Source organism: Microvirga sp. GN3, from assembly GCF_055792825.1.
The window spans coordinates 26,435-43,192 of sequence record NZ_JBVVAK010000035.1; the positions used below are offsets into that span (position 1 = coordinate 26,435).

At 59.6% G+C, this 16,758-nt stretch carries 18 protein-coding genes and 1 pseudogene; 14 read left to right on the forward strand and 5 right to left on the reverse strand.

Going from position 1 to position 16,758, the window contains the following annotated elements; genetic code table 11:
* The first annotated feature begins 21 nt into the window (after window positions 1-21).
* Entirely contained in the window at window positions 22-1,914 is a 1,893-nt protein-coding gene (locus ACS5Q1_RS18110) for a hypothetical protein (RefSeq protein WP_473099495.1), read from the forward strand.
* Between the two features lie 51 nt (window positions 1,915-1,965).
* Here the strand turns inward: ACS5Q1_RS18110 and ACS5Q1_RS18115 are convergent, their stop codons facing one another.
* A complete protein-coding gene (locus ACS5Q1_RS18115) occupies window positions 1,966-2,385 on the reverse strand; it encodes a hypothetical protein (RefSeq protein ID WP_473099496.1) in 420 nt (139 codons plus the stop codon).
* A gap of 334 nt (window positions 2,386-2,719) precedes the next feature.
* On the opposite strand from ACS5Q1_RS18115, the gene ACS5Q1_RS18120 reads away from it, so the two are divergent.
* The 5 genes from ACS5Q1_RS18120 to ACS5Q1_RS18140 all read left to right on the forward strand — a co-directional run bounded on the left by ACS5Q1_RS18120 (window position 2,720) and on the right by ACS5Q1_RS18140 (window position 5,420).
* The gene (locus ACS5Q1_RS18120; RefSeq protein ID WP_473099497.1) at window positions 2,720-3,091 is read left to right on the forward strand and encodes a hypothetical protein; all 372 of its coding nucleotides are present in this window, start codon (window positions 2,720-2,722) and stop codon (window positions 3,089-3,091) included.
* A gap of 68 nt (window positions 3,092-3,159) precedes the next feature.
* Window positions 3,160-3,969, forward strand: coding sequence for a hypothetical protein (locus ACS5Q1_RS18125; RefSeq protein WP_473099498.1), 810 nt, complete (start codon window positions 3,160-3,162; stop codon window positions 3,967-3,969).
* Window positions 3,957-4,367 (forward strand): hypothetical protein, encoded by a 411-nt coding sequence (locus ACS5Q1_RS18130; RefSeq protein WP_473099499.1) that lies wholly within the window; start codon window positions 3,957-3,959, stop codon window positions 4,365-4,367. The genes ACS5Q1_RS18125 and ACS5Q1_RS18130 overlap by 13 nt, the downstream gene beginning before the upstream one ends.
* Window positions 4,368-4,461: 94 nt before the next feature.
* Window positions 4,462-5,151 (forward strand): hypothetical protein, encoded by a 690-nt coding sequence (locus ACS5Q1_RS18135; RefSeq protein WP_473099500.1) that lies wholly within the window; start codon window positions 4,462-4,464, stop codon window positions 5,149-5,151.
* Between the two features lie 14 nt (window positions 5,152-5,165).
* Window positions 5,166-5,420, forward strand: coding sequence for a WGR domain-containing protein (locus ACS5Q1_RS18140; RefSeq protein ID WP_473099501.1), 255 nt, complete (start codon window positions 5,166-5,168; stop codon window positions 5,418-5,420).
* A gap of 229 nt (window positions 5,421-5,649) precedes the next feature.
* Here ACS5Q1_RS18140 and ACS5Q1_RS18145 read toward each other — a convergent pair whose 3' ends face one another.
* Complete coding sequence (locus ACS5Q1_RS18145) at window positions 5,650-6,834, reverse strand: IS630 family transposase (RefSeq protein ID WP_473099502.1); 1,185 nt, start codon at window positions 6,832-6,834, stop codon at window positions 5,650-5,652.
* A 47-nt stretch (window positions 6,835-6,881) separates the two neighbouring features.
* Here ACS5Q1_RS18145 and ACS5Q1_RS18150 point away from each other — a divergent pair, with 47 nt between their 5' ends.
* The 5 genes and pseudogenes from ACS5Q1_RS18150 (at window position 6,882) to ACS5Q1_RS18170 (ending at window position 9,210) form a co-directional block, all read left to right on the forward strand.
* On the forward strand, window positions 6,882-7,166 hold the full coding sequence (locus ACS5Q1_RS18150; protein ID WP_473099503.1) for a LexA family protein: 285 nt from the start codon (window positions 6,882-6,884) through the stop codon (window positions 7,164-7,166).
* A gap of 5 nt (window positions 7,167-7,171) precedes the next feature.
* Window positions 7,172-7,249 (forward strand): annotated as a pseudogene (locus ACS5Q1_RS18155) (nucleotidyltransferase domain-containing protein); the annotation flags it as partial.
* Window positions 7,250-7,336: 87 nt separating this feature from the next.
* A complete protein-coding gene (locus ACS5Q1_RS18160; protein ID WP_473099504.1) occupies window positions 7,337-7,798 on the forward strand; it encodes a hypothetical protein in 462 nt (153 codons plus the stop codon).
* Complete coding sequence (locus tag ACS5Q1_RS18165; RefSeq protein ID WP_473099505.1) at window positions 7,795-8,517, forward strand: DUF6602 domain-containing protein; 723 nt, start codon at window positions 7,795-7,797, stop codon at window positions 8,515-8,517. The genes ACS5Q1_RS18160 and ACS5Q1_RS18165 overlap by 4 nt, the downstream gene beginning before the upstream one ends.
* A gap of 9 nt (window positions 8,518-8,526) precedes the next feature.
* Entirely contained in the window at window positions 8,527-9,210 is a 684-nt protein-coding gene (locus ACS5Q1_RS18170; RefSeq protein WP_473099506.1) for a hypothetical protein, read from the forward strand.
* Between the two features lie 102 nt (window positions 9,211-9,312).
* Here the strand turns inward: ACS5Q1_RS18170 and ACS5Q1_RS18175 are convergent, their stop codons facing one another.
* Entirely contained in the window at window positions 9,313-9,978 is a 666-nt protein-coding gene (locus ACS5Q1_RS18175) for an AAA family ATPase (RefSeq protein ID WP_473099507.1), read from the reverse strand.
* Window positions 9,979-10,808: 830 nt separating this feature from the next.
* On the opposite strand from ACS5Q1_RS18175, the gene ACS5Q1_RS18180 reads away from it, so the two are divergent.
* The 3 genes from ACS5Q1_RS18180 (at window position 10,809) to ACS5Q1_RS18190 (ending at window position 13,795) form a co-directional block, all read left to right on the forward strand.
* The gene (locus tag ACS5Q1_RS18180) at window positions 10,809-11,024 is read left to right on the forward strand and encodes a hypothetical protein (protein ID WP_473099508.1); all 216 of its coding nucleotides are present in this window, start codon (window positions 10,809-10,811) and stop codon (window positions 11,022-11,024) included.
* A 568-nt stretch (window positions 11,025-11,592) separates the two neighbouring features.
* Window positions 11,593-12,627: a deazapurine DNA modification protein DpdA family protein gene (locus ACS5Q1_RS18185; protein WP_473099509.1), complete on the forward strand. Its 1,035-nt coding sequence runs from the start codon at window positions 11,593-11,595 to the stop codon at window positions 12,625-12,627.
* A gap of 622 nt (window positions 12,628-13,249) precedes the next feature.
* Window positions 13,250-13,795 (forward strand): CarD family transcriptional regulator, encoded by a 546-nt coding sequence (locus ACS5Q1_RS18190; protein ID WP_473099510.1) that lies wholly within the window; start codon window positions 13,250-13,252, stop codon window positions 13,793-13,795.
* A gap of 414 nt (window positions 13,796-14,209) precedes the next feature.
* Here the strand turns inward: ACS5Q1_RS18190 and ACS5Q1_RS18195 are convergent, their stop codons facing one another.
* Both ACS5Q1_RS18195 and ACS5Q1_RS18200 read right to left on the reverse strand, forming a co-directional pair.
* Window positions 14,210-15,463, reverse strand: coding sequence for a phospholipase D family protein (locus ACS5Q1_RS18195; RefSeq protein WP_473099511.1), 1,254 nt, complete (start codon window positions 15,461-15,463; stop codon window positions 14,210-14,212).
* A gap of 52 nt (window positions 15,464-15,515) precedes the next feature.
* Window positions 15,516-16,589 carry a Y-family DNA polymerase gene (locus tag ACS5Q1_RS18200; protein ID WP_473099512.1) on the reverse strand — a complete coding sequence of 358 codons (1,074 nt, stop codon included), beginning with the start codon at window positions 16,587-16,589 and terminating at the stop codon, window positions 15,516-15,518.
* Between the last annotated feature and the right edge of the window lie 169 nt (window positions 16,590-16,758).

Sequence of the window (16,758 nt, forward strand, 5' to 3'; positions counted from 1 at the left end):
CGCTATTCCAAGGCATTTGCAATGAACACGTTTACCACCACTTCCGTTGAAGCCACCCTCGGCCGCAAGCTCATCACCCGGGCGGATCAGTTCTTCAGCCACTCCCAGGACTGCATCATCGATGAGATGATCCAGAACTCCCGCCGCGCCAAGGCCAAAAATGTCAGGTTCATCCTTGAAGACGGCGACCTCATCATTGCTGATGACGGTCATGGGCTGACTGCGGACAACGCTCACATCCTTCTGATGGCAGGCGGCAGCAACAACGACGAAGCGACCGAAGTCTCTGAAAATGCGGCAGGATTGGGCTTCTTCGCCGTCGCTAAATACAACGTCGTCGTACGCTCCCATGACTGGGAGATGCAGGTCCCGAAGGAGGCCTTCACGGGCGGCACAACCGCCGCCCTGACCCGTGGTTTTCCCCACGAAGACGGGCTCTCCATTCGGATCCGAGGTTTCATCCCCCTTAAGGCCCTGGCGGAACACGAAGGCAAACGCCTCGGCGAAATCATCGAGCGCTGCATGCGCTATTCCGGACTGACCGCCACCCTCCGAGGTTTCCCTCAGGATGTACCGACGGTGGTGCTGCCGAGGATCTTCCTTGATCACGCTCTAGAGGAACACAAAGGTCAGATCACCGCCATAATGTCGGAGACGATCCATGGCGTGACCATCAAGCTTGCTCGCGTGCGAGGCGAGTTCTGGCGGATGGACAAGACCAAGATCAATTTCTTTGGCAAAGTCATCAGCCTGAGCGACACCCAGGCTCGGCATCAGATCCCGGCCGCGGAGAAGACGGTCGAACTGAACATCGAGAAAAAGGCGTTCGTCGAGACCAGCTTCTGCACCATCGTGCTGATCGATGTGCACGACACGAGCCATCTGAAGCTCAAACTGCCGGAGCGCGATGTGCTGATCCAGGACGAGGGTTTGAACCTGATCTGGAGAACCGTCGAACAACTCTACTGCCGGATGATTTCCAACCCGGGCATCGTCAATGGTCTCCCGGCCGATCACCCCTTGCGGGGAGCGTCCCCTTATCCGATCCCTCGCCCCTCCTGCGTTGTCTCCAACCTCGCCGGCACCCGCTGGATGCCTGTCGACGGCGGCCTGATCAGCGCCGATGGTGACCGATTGGAGCGACATGAGATCGTGAGCGTGGCGCTCGATTCCTATTCCATCCAGGAGAGCGGTTACCTCCAATCCATGCTGGAGAACATCGTCGGAAACGACGGCTGCCCGGCAGTGACGCGGGTCATGTTCGAGGACCGTGAAATCGACCAGGCGCTTGGGAAAGGTGTTGTTCCCCATGTGATCGGAAACACACTCGTGATCAAAGCCGAGGGAGACGAAATCCTGGTGCCCCTCGACGACGGGGAATCCGGCTATGCCCTCGAATATACCGAGGTGGGAGGCGCGATCCGAGATGCCAAGGCCGATATCAGCGACCTTTACAACACCGTCGTGGACGATCTCGCGCTGACCTTTACAATTGAAGACCCCCACGGAGATGATCGGACCCTGTCGGCTCCCATCGCGGCGATTTATTTCAATCCCGACTGGGACACCTACGATCCCTACGTGATCATCGCGAAGAATCGTGAAGACGAGGTGCATAGCCGCATGATCCGCGGAGTGCCCTGGTACAATGACGAGGGCGGCGATTACTCCCTCCAGGAGGAGAACCACAGTGCATCATTCGCCACGCTGATTGCGAGGATCACGGGCGCGTCCCGTTCCCACTTCCAAAGGGAGGTGCAATCCGCTGTCCTCGACAAGGCGTATTCGCTCATGAACGACGTCGAGGGGGACGAGGAAACCATCGTCATGAAGGTCGTCGTGAACCTCAAGAAGGGCGGCTCACCGGTCGTGACCGTTGAGCGTGATACGCAGCTCCAGGCAGAAGCAGCCTAGAATTGAAAAGGGCGGTCAGGGCGACCGCCCTTTTTTATTGCCCGATTCAGATTACCAGCCGCCGTAATAGCCGGAGCCGTAATACGGCGAGCCGTAGCTGTAGGTCACCGTACGAGGGGCATAGCCATAGTCATAGGACCGGACCACGCGACGGGTACGGTACACCGGGCGTGGCTCCTCATAGTAGCGGACCACACGCCGTTCCCGATAAACCGGTTGGGCGTAATAGCCGTCATCATAGCGGTACGAGCTCACCGGAGCGGCATAGCCATAGGCTGGCGCGCCATAACCATAAGCAGGAGCCGCATAAGCCTGAGATGCCGCTCCAGCGATGATGGCGCCGGCAGCAAGGCCGACCGCGCCGGCGGCGATGGCAGCACCGCGGCGGCCCGAGCGGGCCTCAGCGTCCGAGGTGGACAGAGCGCCAAGAGCCAGGACGCCCACTGCGGCAAGAGTAGCGATCTTACGCATGTGATGTCTCCAGAACAGTTATGGGGGAATTAACGTAGAACCCCAATGTGAGTTCAGTTCATCACAGCACGCCTGAATACAGCCTGAACCACTTCATAAATTATATTGCCCAAGATTCTTATCCTGCCCCAAGTTCAACTTGGGTGCTCTTGGTCTTGCCTGCTGTCCCAAAGGCGCAGCGCCAAGGAGGGAAGGGGTAGGCGCTGCGCCTTGCAAAGATCTCGCTATTTTGGTGCCCCACCGTGCACAAGAATTCGCATTGCGACGTTTCAAGTCGAGCATTGGGTGAACCCGACAGTTGGTTAAATCCCCGAAAGGGTGAAGGGAGATCCCGATGCAGCTCACGCGCAAGAACCGCAGCCTCATCCGCCGTCTGTGCCGCGAGTTGAACCGCAACAAGGTGGATTTCCTCGCCCGACGGGCCGATCTCAAAACGAGGATCGGGCAGCTGCAGGAAAGCGGCAAAGTTGCCATCGTGTATGGCGGCATCGACTGTGACGGTGGCCGATGGGACAATCGGGTCTCCGAGGTTCCCGCCATCCCGGTTGCCGTTGAGCGGTGGCACGACCAGTACGAGGCCCAAGCGGAAGGACCGCAATGGCAAACCCTCGAGAAGCCCTCGGTTGCCGCAGACCTCGTCGAGGACGATCGCGATCTTGCGCTGGAGGCCATTGAGGACGGGCACGCCCACGTCCTCTTCGCCTGACGCCCAGGCACCCGCGCCCTAGCCGACCTCCTTCCTTTCCAGTCTTCCCGATGAATGGTGGACCCGCCATGACAATGCGCCGTGCCCAGAACGACAACAGCCGTTTCCATCTCGGTTTTCTGACCGTCAATCGGGAGGACCCTCATTCAGGCGCCGAGGTCCGGTTTGACCGGCTCGACATCCTGCTGACCGACGCCGTCTTTCAGGCAAGCAACGGCGGCATCTACCGAAAGCTGCGGGCAAAAGGGCAGAACGGGGAATTCTACTACGGCAGCGCCTTCGCCGGAAAAGAGCGCAACTTCGCCAAGTCGATGACCCTGATCGTCTACTATGGATCGGAGAAGCTCACCGTCCCTGTGCCGGTGGAAGACATCGCCGTCGGCAATGTGTCCTCGCTGGACCTCTCCTGCACCATTCCGGCATCCGAGCAGACGGCCCGCCCCGTGGCACCCGAGCCCGCACCAAAACCGGTTGATCTTCACGAAGACCGGCTCTGGTCGGTGACGGAGACGTTCATCCGGGCCCAGCCGATCAAAGCCAAGGACCAACTCACGAAGCTGCGTCGCGCTGTGACCCTGATCTACCACCCGGACCAGTACGCCGAGGCGGAGCGGGAGATCCGGACCCGGATCATCGCCCGGGCCAACGACCTGATCGACAAGATAGGCCTGCAGATTGATAGGCCTGCAGATTGCGGCCTGACCTTTCCATACCCAATCAAGGAATTCGCCTCGTGGACACAGCCGACCAAAAGCCTGGAGATCAACCTGAGACGGTTGAGACCCTCCTCAACGCGATCCATGCCTACTTCGCCATTTTCGCGAACTGCGTGCAGCTCTCACTCGCCGACACCGAAGACTCGGACGTGCTTTGCCTGAAGGATGTGAACCACATTGGCAGCACGGGCCTGGATCTCGTTGAGAAGCTTCAGGACAAGCTAAAGGCCGAGAACCCGGCCCCAACTCCCATCGTAGTAGCCGAGGATGCGGATCCTCTCGCCGGCCTCATGGAGCTGCCGCTCGACCGGGTCGTGACCGTCTATCTGACCTCCGGCCAATCCCTCACGGGTGCCCTTGCGGAGAGCCCAGATAACCAGATCGTCCTGTTCGAGCCTCGCTCCCGAGCGTCATCCCATTATCACACCGTTCCCCTCACCAGCATCAGCGCCTGGTCCGACATGCGAGGCGAGGACTCGGATGAGTTGTATCTCTACAATCGGCAATATCTGACCCAGCGCCAGATCCAGGACAAGGAGAAGTCCCAGGCCAGCGGCTGAGCAGAAACCATATTGCCGGGTTCTGGGTTGCCCTGCCTCTCCTGCGCCGTATACCTAAGAACCCCTCCTCAATTCCTTTCATTCCTTGGATTACATGACCATTCGTCGCCGCTTTCTCCTCACCCCCTCCTTCGCCCGTCTCATCCAGCGGGAGAGGGGTGGCTTGCGCCAGGTTGAAGGCTTCTTCCCGGAGCAGCGGGACCGAACCTCCTGGGTCCGCCTTGAGGAAAGCCGAGGGCTCCTCATCCTCAGGTCCGCAGGACCCGATGGCGATGTCGAGGAGGGGACCGAGGTTCCGGTGGGCCATGCCCACGCGCTGCTCGATGTCTGCGCCGGTGAGGTCGACTATTCGCGAACGGCCCTGCCGATCAGCGGACGCCACGCCCTGATCGACCAAATTGTCCGTCCCCGTGCCCTGCATCTCGTCACGGTGGAATTTGACAATGAGGCCGAGGCGCAGGCCTTCCAGCCTCTGGAATGGTTTGGTCCCGAGGTGACTGGAGATCCTCGCTACACCAATCACTCCATCGCCCTGAAAGGGCTCGATGAGGTTCCGGAGATCACCTTGTCCGATGCGGCGCTCAATAGCCTGATCGATACCATGGAGGGCCGCTTCCCCGCCCAGACCCGGATGGCCTCCAACCGCCCAAAAGCCAGGCAAGTCCCGGTAACCAAGGCCAAGGCACAGACCGGCGATCAGGCCATCAAGGTCGATCTCGACGAGATCGAGAAGGCAATGATGCGCGAGATGGAGAAGACGCTCCAGAAGGGCAACCCTAAGTAAGGGGCTGCCAGCCGATGCCCGACGCCCGTTCGCCCGTACGGCGCCACCTGGTGCTCTATCGGCGTGACCCCGAGCAGGGCAGGGCACGCTTCTTCAGCCTGATGATCGAACGCGACCTGCTCGGGACGATCCGACTGGTGCGGAACTGGGGAGCAGTCGGCTCCAAGGGCCAGGAGAAGGTCGATATTTATCCGGATGAGGCCGCAGCTGCTCGGGCGCTTGAAGGCTGGGCTGAAACCCAGCGGCAGAAGGGCTACACCGAGCTATGACCTGACTGATGGATCGCACTTCAGTGCCAGGAGAGGCGACGAGATCGGGACTGGAAGGCCGCCGCAAGCGGCCTCTTCTTTGTCTGGCGGGGACAATCAACATGTCGCTCTTGCGTGCGCCCCAGCCTCAGGTAGCATGAGATGCCTCATTCCCGCCATAGTCCCTAATGATTTCCCCAGATCAGTATCTCCGTAACATCCTTATCCGCGAGACGATCCCGGTCGGCCTCTACACCCCTCTCAACGTCTGCAAAACAACACTCGTGCCTATCTTGCAGAATTGCCTGGCGGGCGGCTCGGAAGCGGCTGGATTGGGATAGGCGCGGCTCATTTTGGTGCGGGCGGTGTCGGTGGTGAACATCCACTTGATCTCGGCACCGGCGGCATTGCGCTGGCGCTCCCAGGCGGCAATCTCGCGCTCAAGTCGCCTGCGGTTGTCGATCCGCCGGTCCAGGCATTGGCGGCGCAGCACTCCGATCTCGATCTCGGCCATGTTCAACCAGCTGGCATGCTTGGGGGTAAAGTGGAACTCCAGACGGCGCAGGATGCGATGCGCTTCCGGAGCCGGAAAGGCCTCGTAGAGCGACCCGGGCGTGTGGGTCGACAGATTATCCATCACCACCCGGATTCGCTCGGCCTGCGGGAAATCCACATCCACCAAGTCGCGCATGCAGGCGGCAAAGTCGACCGCCGTGCGCCGTTCGCTCACCGTGACCTTCCGCCAGGGCCGATGTGCGTCGAGAAGAACGAACAGGTTCACGGTTCCGTGGCGGCGGTACTCATAGTCGTAGCGCTTCACCTGCCCGGGCTCAGCCGCGATGGGCTGGCGCACCTCGCCAATGAGCTGGGTTGGGCTTTCATCGAAGCACACCACCGGACGGTTCGAATCAGGAGTTTCAGCATAGAGATCAAGAACGTCTTCCATGCGCGCGACGTACTCGCCATTGACCTTTGGGACACACCACATCTTCTGCCGCCAGGGCTTGAGCGCGTTCTCGGCCAGGCGGCGACGCACCGTCTCACGCGAGAGGCTGTCGTGCGTGGTCAGCTGAACCAGCGTGTCGCTCAATAGCTCCAAGGTCCAGCGGGCGCGGCCCTCCGGTGGGCTTGAGCAGGCCGTTGCCACCAGAAGGGCTTCGTCCTTGCCCGAGAGCTTGCGGGCGGCGCCGGGACGCGGCTCCTCCCTCAGGGCCCGTTCCAGGTTGCCTTCTACAAAGCGGCGCTTGGTCCGGTACACCGTGGAGGCGCCGACCGCGACAGTGGTGGCGATCATCTCGTCACCAACCCCGGCATCAGCGGCCAAGAGGATCTGAGCTCGCTTGAGCGTGCGTGCCGCGTGCGTGCCGCCCCTGAGCATCGCCTCGAGCTCACAGCGCTCGGTCTCGCTCAGATCAACCCGGTAGCGTATGGTCATCGGTGCCTCTTCCTCGAAAGAGGCTCAGATGAATCGAAGGTCTACGGATGTCGTCTGCGCAACCCAGCTTCACTGACACGCAAGGTCAGTACCTGGCCTTCATCGATGCCTACATGCGGGTTCATGGTCGGCCGCCCGCCGAGGTCGACATGCAACGCCACTTCCAGGTGAGCTCACCCTCTGTTCACCAGATGGTGCTCACGCTGGAGCGCGCCGGATTGATCCGGCGACAGCCGGGCCTCGCCCGCACTATCGAAGTGCTGGTGAGCCCCGAACGCTTGCCCATCCTACGCCCACCCCAGTCTGTCAAATCCTCTGTGCAGAGGAACTAGCGGCGATCACGCCGAGTGGGTCGTTCGCCAAGGGGACGGCTAACCGTAGCGGGACCGACATCGACATATTCGTCTCTCTGCGGTCCGAGACCCGGGAAACCCTTAAAGAGGTCTATGACAAGCTCCACGACCATCTGAAGGGCAATGGCTTCACGCCCCGCCGCCAGAATGTGTCGCTTGGCATCAAGGTCAATGGGTTCGACGTCGACGTTGTCCCGGCAAAGCGTCAGGACGGCTACAGCCAGGACCATAGCCTCTACCGGAGCAAGGCCGACACCTGGACGAAGACAAACGTGGCCCGCCACATTGACATCGTGGCCAACTGCGGCCGACGGGACGAGATCCGGATCCTCAAGCTCTGGCGAAACCAGAAGGGGTTGGATTTCCCGTCCTTCTACCTCGAGCTCAGCGTCATTGAGGCCCTCAGGAACACCTACAGCATCGGCCTTAGCGGCAATGTCGTGACCTGCCTGACGTACTTGCGTGACCGTTTCCCACTCGCCCGGGTCGTCGATCCTGCCAACACCAACAACATCCTTTCCGACGAGTTGACCGCGATGCAGAAGGCCATGATCGCCAGCGCCGCCAAGAACGCCCTGTCAGCCGCATCTTGGGATCGGGTAGTGAAATGACCGAGTGGAACCTCGCCAACCTCCTCGCCGGTCTCCACACCGAGATTCACCAGAAGCTCGAACACTCACGGGCGCTCCTCGGACACCCCGTCCTAAAGGGAGATGCAACGGAGAACGTCTGGCTCCAACTTCTGGGCAACTACCTGCCCAAGCGTTACAGCGTCGCCCGGGCGACCGTCGTCGACAGCAACGGCAAGTTCAGCCAGCAGATCGACGTCGTCGTGTTTGACCGACAGTACAGTCCCTTCATCTTCACGATCGAAGGCCAGAAGATCATTCCTGCCGAGAGCGTCTACGCCGTGTTCGAGGCCAAGCAGGCGATCGACGTGGAAAACGTTCGCTACGCCCAGGACAAGATCGCTAGCGTCCGCCGTCTGTACCGGACTAGCCTCCCTGTCCCTAACGTAAGCGGCATCGCGAAACCAAAGCCGCTCCACCGCATCCTCGGTGGGCTGCTGACTTTCGAGAGCTCCTGGAAGACGCCTTTCGGACAGCCGCTGCAGCAGGCGCTCGCCTCCGGCGACCCGGACGGCAGCCTGGATCTCGGATGCGTAGCAGCGCACGGCCACTTCAGCCGCTGCGAGGATGAGACCTACGCCTTCACCCCCGAAGGCAAGCCGGCGACGGCGTTCCTGTTCGAGCTGATCGCCCAGCTCCAGGCGAGTGCGACCGTGCCGATGATCGACATGCGCGCCTACGCCAAGTGGCTGGCGGACTGAGAGGCCGAGATGTCATCCAGAGACGCCAACATCATCAAGATTCTCCTCGGCGCCATCTTCCTCGTCCTCCTGTTCGGTCGCGATGCCGTCGTCAGTTCGCTCCAAGGCGGGTTCTGGGCCGTGCTCGCAATCGGAGCCTTGCTCGTGGTGGGGTGGCTCGCCTGGGTGTTCGGAAAGGCCTTCTTCTACGACGTCCCGGCGGAATACATCTCTGATATTCGGAAGGAGAAGGCCCAGGGCGGACCATGGCTCGCCGGCGCGATCCTTGGCGTCGGCCTGCCGTTCGGCATGGCATGGGTCCTCGGCATGATGCTCCACAAATGGGGTTGGGCGGATATCCGCGAATACACCGAAGTGGCTGGCCAGATCTGGTACGTCCTCATGCCAACCTTCCTGGTCCTCTACGCCTGGAGCGGACTACGGAAGCATTACCGCGCCATACCAAGCGCGGTCGCCGCAGGCCTCAAGACCCTTTTCCAGCGGTGGAGCTATGTCGCCGTCAGCCCAGTCCTCGCGCCGATCGGTCGGATCCAGGAGTTCAAGGCGCAACGGGCGGCCGGCACCTTCCGCGGCTACGGCTATGCCGTGTTCGATGTCGTGGTGACGATCATCGTGTCGCTGGCGCTATGGATCTTCGCGGTCATCGTCCCGCTTATCTTCGCGGCGATCACCTACCACGAGGTCTTCGGTTAGGTTTTGGATGGACGCACCTAGTAAAAACTCATCGGTGCGTCCGAAAACTTCCCTTACAAAGAGACCCTGTAACTGGGCGTTTCGGCAGATCCTATCAGCCCGCTAAGCAGATTGAGCCTGGATGCCCGACATCGCCTTCATCGCGTCAAAGCTCCTTGTGAGCGCTCGCCAGAGGCTGCCGATCTCCTCCGATCCTGCCGATCCGGAGTGGGACTCGTTCACACCAGCCCCGTGGGCCAGGGAGAGCGACAGTTCCGGTCGATGGGTAATCTGACCACCCCATGTCGGAACGTCGAGCGCCTGCATCGCCCCTCGGGCGTCCGCAACAATCGGGTCCTCCGAGCCATTCTTGGCCGGGGCGGCGTTGATCACTACTGCATAAGGCTTCTTGAGGTCACGGCACGTTTTGATCGTGGCCTGAACGGCGTCGACATCGAACAACCCCGGACGCATTGGGATCACGACAAGATCGGCGTGCCAGATCGCCTCGGCCACGGTAGCTTCGGCATTGGGTGGCGTGTCGATCAAGACCCATTCAGCCCCAGCTCGCCGCGCCTTCGCCAGGGTGGCCGCGAGGTGCTTGGTGCCAATGTGGAGCGGAAGATCCCGCGCGCCCCGGACCCGGTGCCAAAGGGCCAGAGACCCCTGAGGGTCGGCGTCAATCAGGAGCGTCGGCCGAGCATTCTCGGCCATATAGCTCCCCAGATGCGCGGCAAGGGTGCTCTTTCCGGAACCTCCCTTGCGGGAAGCAAAAACCACGACATTCATGCCAGTTCCCCCAAGTATCGATCAGGCAATGCATCGTCGCGCGAGTATGGTTAACGAAGCCTTATCGCTGGGCAGACAGCAAAACGCCCTCACCGAGGGGTCGTGACAGACCTCCGGCTGAGGGCGGTTGGAGCCCCGGCCGAGGAAATCGGTTGACCCCCGCCAGGGTCTATGCGGCTCAAGGAGGCTGGAACCACACAAGCGAACTTGGCCGTTCAACCGTGGCATTTTTATGAGCCGCCGATGTGAACCTTGCCGGATGTAAATCTCTCCACCTGAGTACTTTATGGCCAGGTTCAGCTTCTCCGCATAAGTTTTTCTGAGAATTGTCGTTTTTCCGACAGACGGCGCTCAGCGGACCTGATTATAAGATCCTAACCGGTCTAGTTGCCCCTACGGCCGGACCTTTGGAGCATCCGCTGAGACGGGTGCTTTCTTTTTTACGCCCTTGAGCGCTGGCCTTGGATCGTCACCACCCCAACCGCAAGAACATCCAGCCTGACACGCTCGGTCCGTTCAAACACCGCCGCCATAATGCCAGTCCGGTAGGCAATCGGCCGCCTTGGCATCAAGCGAGTGATGGTCCGCGGTTGGTTGTCGTTGCATGGCTTCGGCGGTGTTGATCGCCGGTCGATCTGTCGCTGACACATGGAAAGCCCCCTTTTCCTGCCCCATGAGTACCAAGCCAGAATTGCGCGAGGGTGTGGGGGCAATTGCGCCAGCATCCGCGGACGATAACGGAAGCTCATTCCTGCAAGCTTCGGGCAAGCTTAACCTTGTATCAAGATGATCGCGGCAGTGTGCCTCCTCGTTTGTAAGGAGTACGCACCATGACGGCTTGGCTGAATCACGACCGGGGACCGATCACCGAGGAGAAACTCCTCAAGGCCGTGAATATCCTGGCCGACCTTGTCGAAGAGAAGGGCCCTGCCTTCCGGCCCCTGTACCTGAGCCTTCGCCAGCAACTGACCGAGTTCCGCCTGCAGCAAGGAGCCGAGACTGCCTTGGAAGCCATCTCTGCCCGCAGTGACACCAAAGTCGCCTAAGGATTCGAGAGCCCTCCCGATGAGCGAAAGGGACGACAAACCCCAGAAAGTTCAATCAGGTTCGGATTCAGATCCAGGAGGGAGGCGGCTTGAGATGAAGCACATCCGAAACGAGCGGATCAAACTTCTCGCCAACAACATCGACCGAGCGTCGTCGGCAGTTCTAACGCTAGGGGTTGCATCCCCAATCGTCGGCATCATATTCCAGATCAATGGATTTGGGCAAAATATAGCAGCATGGCAACTTGGCCTGGCCGTTCTGGGTTTCCTTGGTACGTCAGCCGGGATACATTTTGCAGCGAGAAGTGTCCTTAGGGATTTAGAGCCATGAATGGAACTGCGTTACTGGCCTTCGTCATCACCCCAGCTCTCGTTCTGGGAATGGCATGGGGTGCCGCATGGCTCAACCATCGGCACTACCGGAAACAGCGACATGAGCACCATTGAGATGGTAGCTTAAGCTGTTTCTCTAAGTTTTTGATATTTCAAAGGGATCGGTGAGCTTCGCCGGTCCCTTTTTCTTTGCCCGTCGCAGGCCGACAATCCCGCCATTCCGGACAAAGAACCCATGCTCAAGTTTCTCCTCGGGCTCCCTCATGTCATGAGAGGGCCGCTGATCGATGCTGCCCGGGCTTTGAATGCCCCGGTCCTGATCAGTGCCAATGCCTTGTCCACTTGGAAGAAGGACGCCAGCGATATTCCTGTCTGGCACGGCTTCAACACCCGCAATCTTCATCACCTCGACGGCCTAGAGGCCTATCTGGATAGCGCCGGATTCGTCGCTGCCAGCCGGTACCGGGGTTTCGCCTGGACCGTGGATCAATACCTCGACCTCGGCGCAGCCTACCCCTGGCGCTGGTTTGCCTCGATGGACCTCTGCGTTGAGCCGGAGATCGCTCGAAACCGTGACCTGGTCCTGGACCGGATTTCCGGTACCGTCGATCTCAACCGGGCCTGTATCCGCGGCGCCAGAGAGCGAGGAGCCCTTGACCGCCTGATGCCCGTCCTGCAGGGCTGGATGCCGGAAGACTATGTCCGCTGCCTGGAGCGCATGCCGGACCTGTCCGGATTTCCGATCGTCGGGGTCGGATCCATGTGCCGGCGGCACCTCCACGGCCCCCAAGGCATCCTGCAGGTCATTGAGACTCTGGATCGCGAATTGCGCGGGACTCCCATCCGGCTCCACCTGTTCGGCCTCAAGGGGGTAGGGGCGGCCGAACTGCGTCAGCATCCCCGCGTGGCGACTGTCGACTCCCAAGCCTACGGTACCAAGGCCCGGGTTGAGGCCCGGGAAGCCGGGATCAGCAAGACCAACCGCTTCCTCGCCCAGATCATGAGCGATTGGTATCTGAAGCAGGTCGAGGCCCTTCAGGCTCCGGCCGGCGAGAACCGCCATCCCCCAGCGCTCCTCGATCTGAGAATGCCTGCCCCCCTAAGCCCCTTCGAGGCAAGACTTCATCGTGCCCGTGAGCAGATGCGGGAGCTCCTCGAAACAGGCGAGATCGACTGGCAGCAGCTTCATGATGAAAGCGTGCTCGCCTTCGCCTTTGACGGTGAAGACGGCGAAGCGGCTTCCCACCCAAACATGGCTTTGGCTGCCTGACAGCTTCGATTGGCGGCGCCAGGAGGGAAGGGTTGCGCCGCCAATCGCCTAAAGATCACTTCCGAATAGGACAATCCATGCCGCGCGCACGCAAGAAAGCTCGCTCCCCTGAGCATCCCATCGAGTCAGTTTTAAGAGCAGTGAGTTCCATCGGTCAGCTTGAGATCCTGGCAGGGATTGATCGATCTCCCAAGGGCAGAAAGGCCTTCTGGGACGACTACAAACATATCAAACCGCCAGGAGCCAGTCTCGATGCAGGCTGTCAGGAACTCCGCCGGCGAGCTCGCCAGCGGGCAGGACTCAAGCCACCCGATTCTGGCTTGAAGCCATTGCCGCTTTCGTAAACAGCTCGTTTACCAAACTGAGTTATCGTTCTCGAACTGCTTTATGCAGCGGCATTTAGAGATGAGCCTACGCCACAGCCGACGCAGCGTAGCTAGCGTAAACCATCGTTGAACATCCCACTTGCACAGCCGCGCTGGGAATCCGATATGCGGGAACCGCACAAAAGATATTGAGTTCAAACCATCTACGCTTGCCACATGAGCGTAGTGAATTCGACGTCTGCGACACAGATCAGTTCAGCCGAACACGGTCTGTGGCTCAAGGAGATGCTTTCTAAATGACGACGAAGAATAACGCTCTGACCTTCAGGACTGGTGAATCGGTCGTATATCCTGGCCATGGTCTCGGTCTGGTCACAGGGCTCGAAGAGCAAGAGGTTGCCGGATTCAAACTTGAACTCCTCGTGCTTTCACTGGACTCCGGAAAAGTCACGGTTCGTATTCCTCTCGCAAAGGCGAAGAGCAGTGGATTGAGAAAGCTGTCCGAACCGGCCGTCGTCGAACAGGCCCTCGAGATCCTGAGTGGAAAGGCCCGCGCCAAGCGCGGCATGTGGAACCGCCGTGCGGCTGATTTTCAGGAGCGAATCGGAACCGGCCAGCTGATTGCTGTTGCCGAGGTTCTGCGAGATCTGAACCGTGGGCCGCAGCAGGAGGAAGCCTCCTATAGCGAGCGGCAGATCTTCGAAGGTGCTCTCGACCTTATGGTGAAGGAAGTCGCAGCAGTAAACCAAATCACGGAGACTGAAGCCCGCAAGCTCATTGAGCAGAGCTTGGCCAGCGCTCCTCGGCCCGGCAAATCGGCAGAGGGCGACGCAGCCGCATAGTCGCAAAAGCGAACTGTTTCGATTGGCGGCGCACAGAGGAGGGTGGTCGCGCCGCCAATCGTTGCCTGCTACTGGACGCCTCCTGCGCACCGATGCGGCGGCGACATGAAGCGGCAGTCCATCATGATCATACGTTCTGACACCCAACCATTTCCATAGGCTGTCTGGACATTCCAGCGCGCACCGCTATGGCCGACGATACGAGCCGGGGCATGATCCGGTAGTTTGTCGCAACGCATCTGATCCTTATCGCAAAGCGCCGCACCCGCCTTGATCCAGCAGGCCTGTTGCTGTGTCGAAGTACATAATCGTCGGGTATCTCGCTGCCAGGACGTTTCGGCGAAAGCTTCTGGCACCACGGCGACTAAGGTTAACGCCGCCAAAGTTAGGATACGGCTCAAGCGTCTCTCCCATTCAAGACAGTCGGAGTTCAACGAGATTCTTGGGGTTCTTAATCCCACCCTTTAGCTCGTCAAACTTCCCCGATTTGAAAGTTTTGCCGTTGTAATCCTTTGGCGCTTCAGATTTGAAGTGAAGCCGGAAGTTTGGCTGCTGACCTTCCCCGATCTTGCCTACGAAGATGCTCTCGACCTTCGGCGTTTGCCTGGCTGCGAACTTAAGGATCCTCTTCTTCGCCATTGGATCCAGCTTCCTGAGCCAGGGATCATCGAGGAGCGGAATTTCCCAAAAATCTGCTAGGTTCATGTCAATGAGGTCGCCATAGCGATCCTCTTGGTAGTTATTTGCTTTCAGGTAGCGTTTCACCTTTGCTCTTAGCGCGGCGATCTCCGATCCTGGAAACTTTAGATCCTCCACAGTTGTGTGACCATCCAAGAACAAGATCTTTGTCGTTCCCTCTACACGCGGATCTTCGTCCTTCAGAGTCCAGATTCCGTCGAACTCAACTTTCTTAGTTTTTCCATCGCACGCGAAACAAATCACAATATCAGAAGGATCGATCTTCCAGCCCGGTACGGCTTCGAAAATTGGATAGTAGTAGTTATCTTCGTATTCCTTTCGTGTGGCTGGGTCATAAACTTCATCCGCGGTCTTCTTGTATAGGGCTACTGCTGCATCACTGGCTCCATCTGGATCGTACGCCATTAGCCGAACGCGGTTTTGACGAAACCAACCCCGATCCGTTCCCATTACTTCCATAACCGTCCGCTGCGGTTGATTGATGCTTGCCACAGGTGGCTTTGGAAGGACGGGGAGTTTTACAATTTGCTTCTCGGTGAGGCGTCGGGCCAGCTTCCACTTGCTCTCAAACCAGTCATTTTGATCCTTTCGGTCTTCATTGGCTCCGAATTTGATCGCCGCCTCATGATTGATGATTTGCCCATCGGATTTGCCAAGACCTTTCGTCGATGCGTTTGCGGAGCCAATCACAGCCCCTTTGGAGGTCAAATAGACCTTTGCGTGGAGATCCCGCAGATGCCGCAATCTCACCTTAGGATTCCTGGCCAGGGCTAGAAGCTGTTCCTTGTTGCAGGCTCCACTCCATGGATCGCAGATGATATCGACCCTCGGGCTTTTTGCTTTACCGATTCCGATTTTCTCCGCTGCACCCCAACCCCAATAGGCAACCGCAAGCCGACAGTTATTACCGCCGTCAATAATCCCCTTAACGGCCTTCAGGATTTCTCCGTCCTTTAGAAATTTCGGCATTCTGCACCCCCAAAATTTGATGCAGATAGGCTACCCCCTGAGCTGGGATTGTCTATCGGTCCAAAGATGGACCAAACCCCAAAACAACGGTGATGACCTCTCCGCCACGGCCCGAGCGACCGTGCCGAAGGGGCCTTCGACCCCTTAAGGGCCTCAGGTAAGCCCGCCGGTTCCAAAGAGACCTTGTCTCTCGCGGCCCGCTCTCGGCCGCAGGCGAATCCTGGGTCGCTTTGGCAGTGCCGACCCTCAGGGAAGCGCCCTTTTGGTCCACGCGACGCAGGATTAGATCCAGTCGGCGTACACCCTGACCACGTTTGACAAGCTGGCCGCACAAGTCCTCAGCCAAATGCCTGACCACCTGCTGAAGATGCTCCAGCCGGCCAATGGGCTCGGCAAACGCACGGCTCGCCAAAGCCGTCTCCTCCGGGATCAACGGATTGATTGGCTCAAAGGCATGGCCCAGCGCCTGGTCGAGCCTAAGCGCCACATCTTTCCCAAAGCGCCGGACCATCGGCGCCCGAGGCATGGCCGCAAGCTGCCCGACACGCTCGACACCAAGCTTCTGCATCGTCGCTAATGTCTGGGATGGGATTCTAAGAGCAGCGACCGGAAGGGTTGCCACTGCCTCGACGCTCCGGCCGACTGGGATGATGCCCCCTCCACGGAAGCGAGCGATCGCCCATGCGGTACCCGGAGCATCGGCAATCGCAGCCTTCGCATTGATCCCTTGGCTGGAAAGCCGCCCTAACAGGTGCTCAAGCAGATTCTCCTCGCTGCCGAAGAGATGCGCCACTCCCGCAATGTCGATCCAAATTCCGTCCGGCGGATCGAGAGCGACAACGGGCGAGTAGGCGATGGCCCACCGCGCCAATCGCTCCAAAGCCGCCCGATCTTCATCCGGTTTCGCCTCAACGACGTGGAGGTTCGGCACACGGGCTTGTGCTTGTGCGATTGGCAGCCCCGGACCAAGACCCAGCTCCAATGCCTTGGAACAGGCGCACCCGATCCTTCGGGCCGATCCGATGGACACAGCGGTGACCAGAGGTTCATCAGGGGGAGGGCCGCCATGCCGCCGGACCCGATCCGTTGACCAGGTCGGTAGATACACGGACACCATCCGCCTCATTCAACCCCCCTGCGCCAACCTTCAGACAAAGCAATCCCGACAGGAGGATCGGCACCAAGCGGCCGATTCACTCCAGCTTCGCGGAACATAAGGCGAACGTTGGCAGCGAGGAATAGGATCCCTTAGAGCAGGCACTGGCCCCTGTGAATAGCGTGAACAAATCGGGATC

What these genes read in the sequence shown, in the direction of transcription:
- ACS5Q1_RS18125 (WP_473099498.1), top strand. Translation starts at nt 3,160, where the DNA reads ATGACAATGCGCCGTGCCCAGAACGACAACAGCCGTTTCCATCTCGGT.
- ACS5Q1_RS18115 (WP_473099496.1), bottom strand. Translation starts at nt 2,385, where the DNA reads ATGCGTAAGATCGCTACTCTTGCCGCAGTGGGCGTCCTGGCTCTTGGC.
- ACS5Q1_RS18145 (WP_473099502.1), bottom strand. Translation starts at nt 6,834, where the DNA reads ATGACCATACGCTACCGGGTTGATCTGAGCGAGACCGAGCGCTGTGAG.
- ACS5Q1_RS18200 (WP_473099512.1), bottom strand. Translation starts at nt 16,589, where the DNA reads ATGAGGCGGATGGTGTCCGTGTATCTACCGACCTGGTCAACGGATCGG.
- ACS5Q1_RS18185 (WP_473099509.1), top strand. Translation starts at nt 11,593, where the DNA reads ATGCTCAAGTTTCTCCTCGGGCTCCCTCATGTCATGAGAGGGCCGCTG.
- ACS5Q1_RS18190 (WP_473099510.1), top strand. Translation starts at nt 13,250, where the DNA reads ATGACGACGAAGAATAACGCTCTGACCTTCAGGACTGGTGAATCGGTC.
- ACS5Q1_RS18135 (WP_473099500.1), top strand. Translation starts at nt 4,462, where the DNA reads ATGACCATTCGTCGCCGCTTTCTCCTCACCCCCTCCTTCGCCCGTCTC.
- ACS5Q1_RS18140 (WP_473099501.1), top strand. Translation starts at nt 5,166, where the DNA reads ATGCCCGACGCCCGTTCGCCCGTACGGCGCCACCTGGTGCTCTATCGG.
- ACS5Q1_RS18170 (WP_473099506.1), top strand. Translation starts at nt 8,527, where the DNA reads ATGTCATCCAGAGACGCCAACATCATCAAGATTCTCCTCGGCGCCATC.
- ACS5Q1_RS18180 (WP_473099508.1), top strand. Translation starts at nt 10,809, where the DNA reads ATGACGGCTTGGCTGAATCACGACCGGGGACCGATCACCGAGGAGAAA.
- ACS5Q1_RS18175 (WP_473099507.1), bottom strand. Translation starts at nt 9,978, where the DNA reads ATGAATGTCGTGGTTTTTGCTTCCCGCAAGGGAGGTTCCGGAAAGAGC.
- ACS5Q1_RS18165 (WP_473099505.1), top strand. Translation starts at nt 7,795, where the DNA reads ATGACCGAGTGGAACCTCGCCAACCTCCTCGCCGGTCTCCACACCGAG.
- ACS5Q1_RS18195 (WP_473099511.1), bottom strand. Translation starts at nt 15,463, where the DNA reads ATGCCGAAATTTCTAAAGGACGGAGAAATCCTGAAGGCCGTTAAGGGG.
- ACS5Q1_RS18120 (WP_473099497.1), top strand. Translation starts at nt 2,720, where the DNA reads ATGCAGCTCACGCGCAAGAACCGCAGCCTCATCCGCCGTCTGTGCCGC.
- ACS5Q1_RS18150 (WP_473099503.1), top strand. Translation starts at nt 6,882, where the DNA reads ATGTCGTCTGCGCAACCCAGCTTCACTGACACGCAAGGTCAGTACCTG.
- ACS5Q1_RS18110 (WP_473099495.1), top strand. Translation starts at nt 22, where the DNA reads ATGAACACGTTTACCACCACTTCCGTTGAAGCCACCCTCGGCCGCAAG.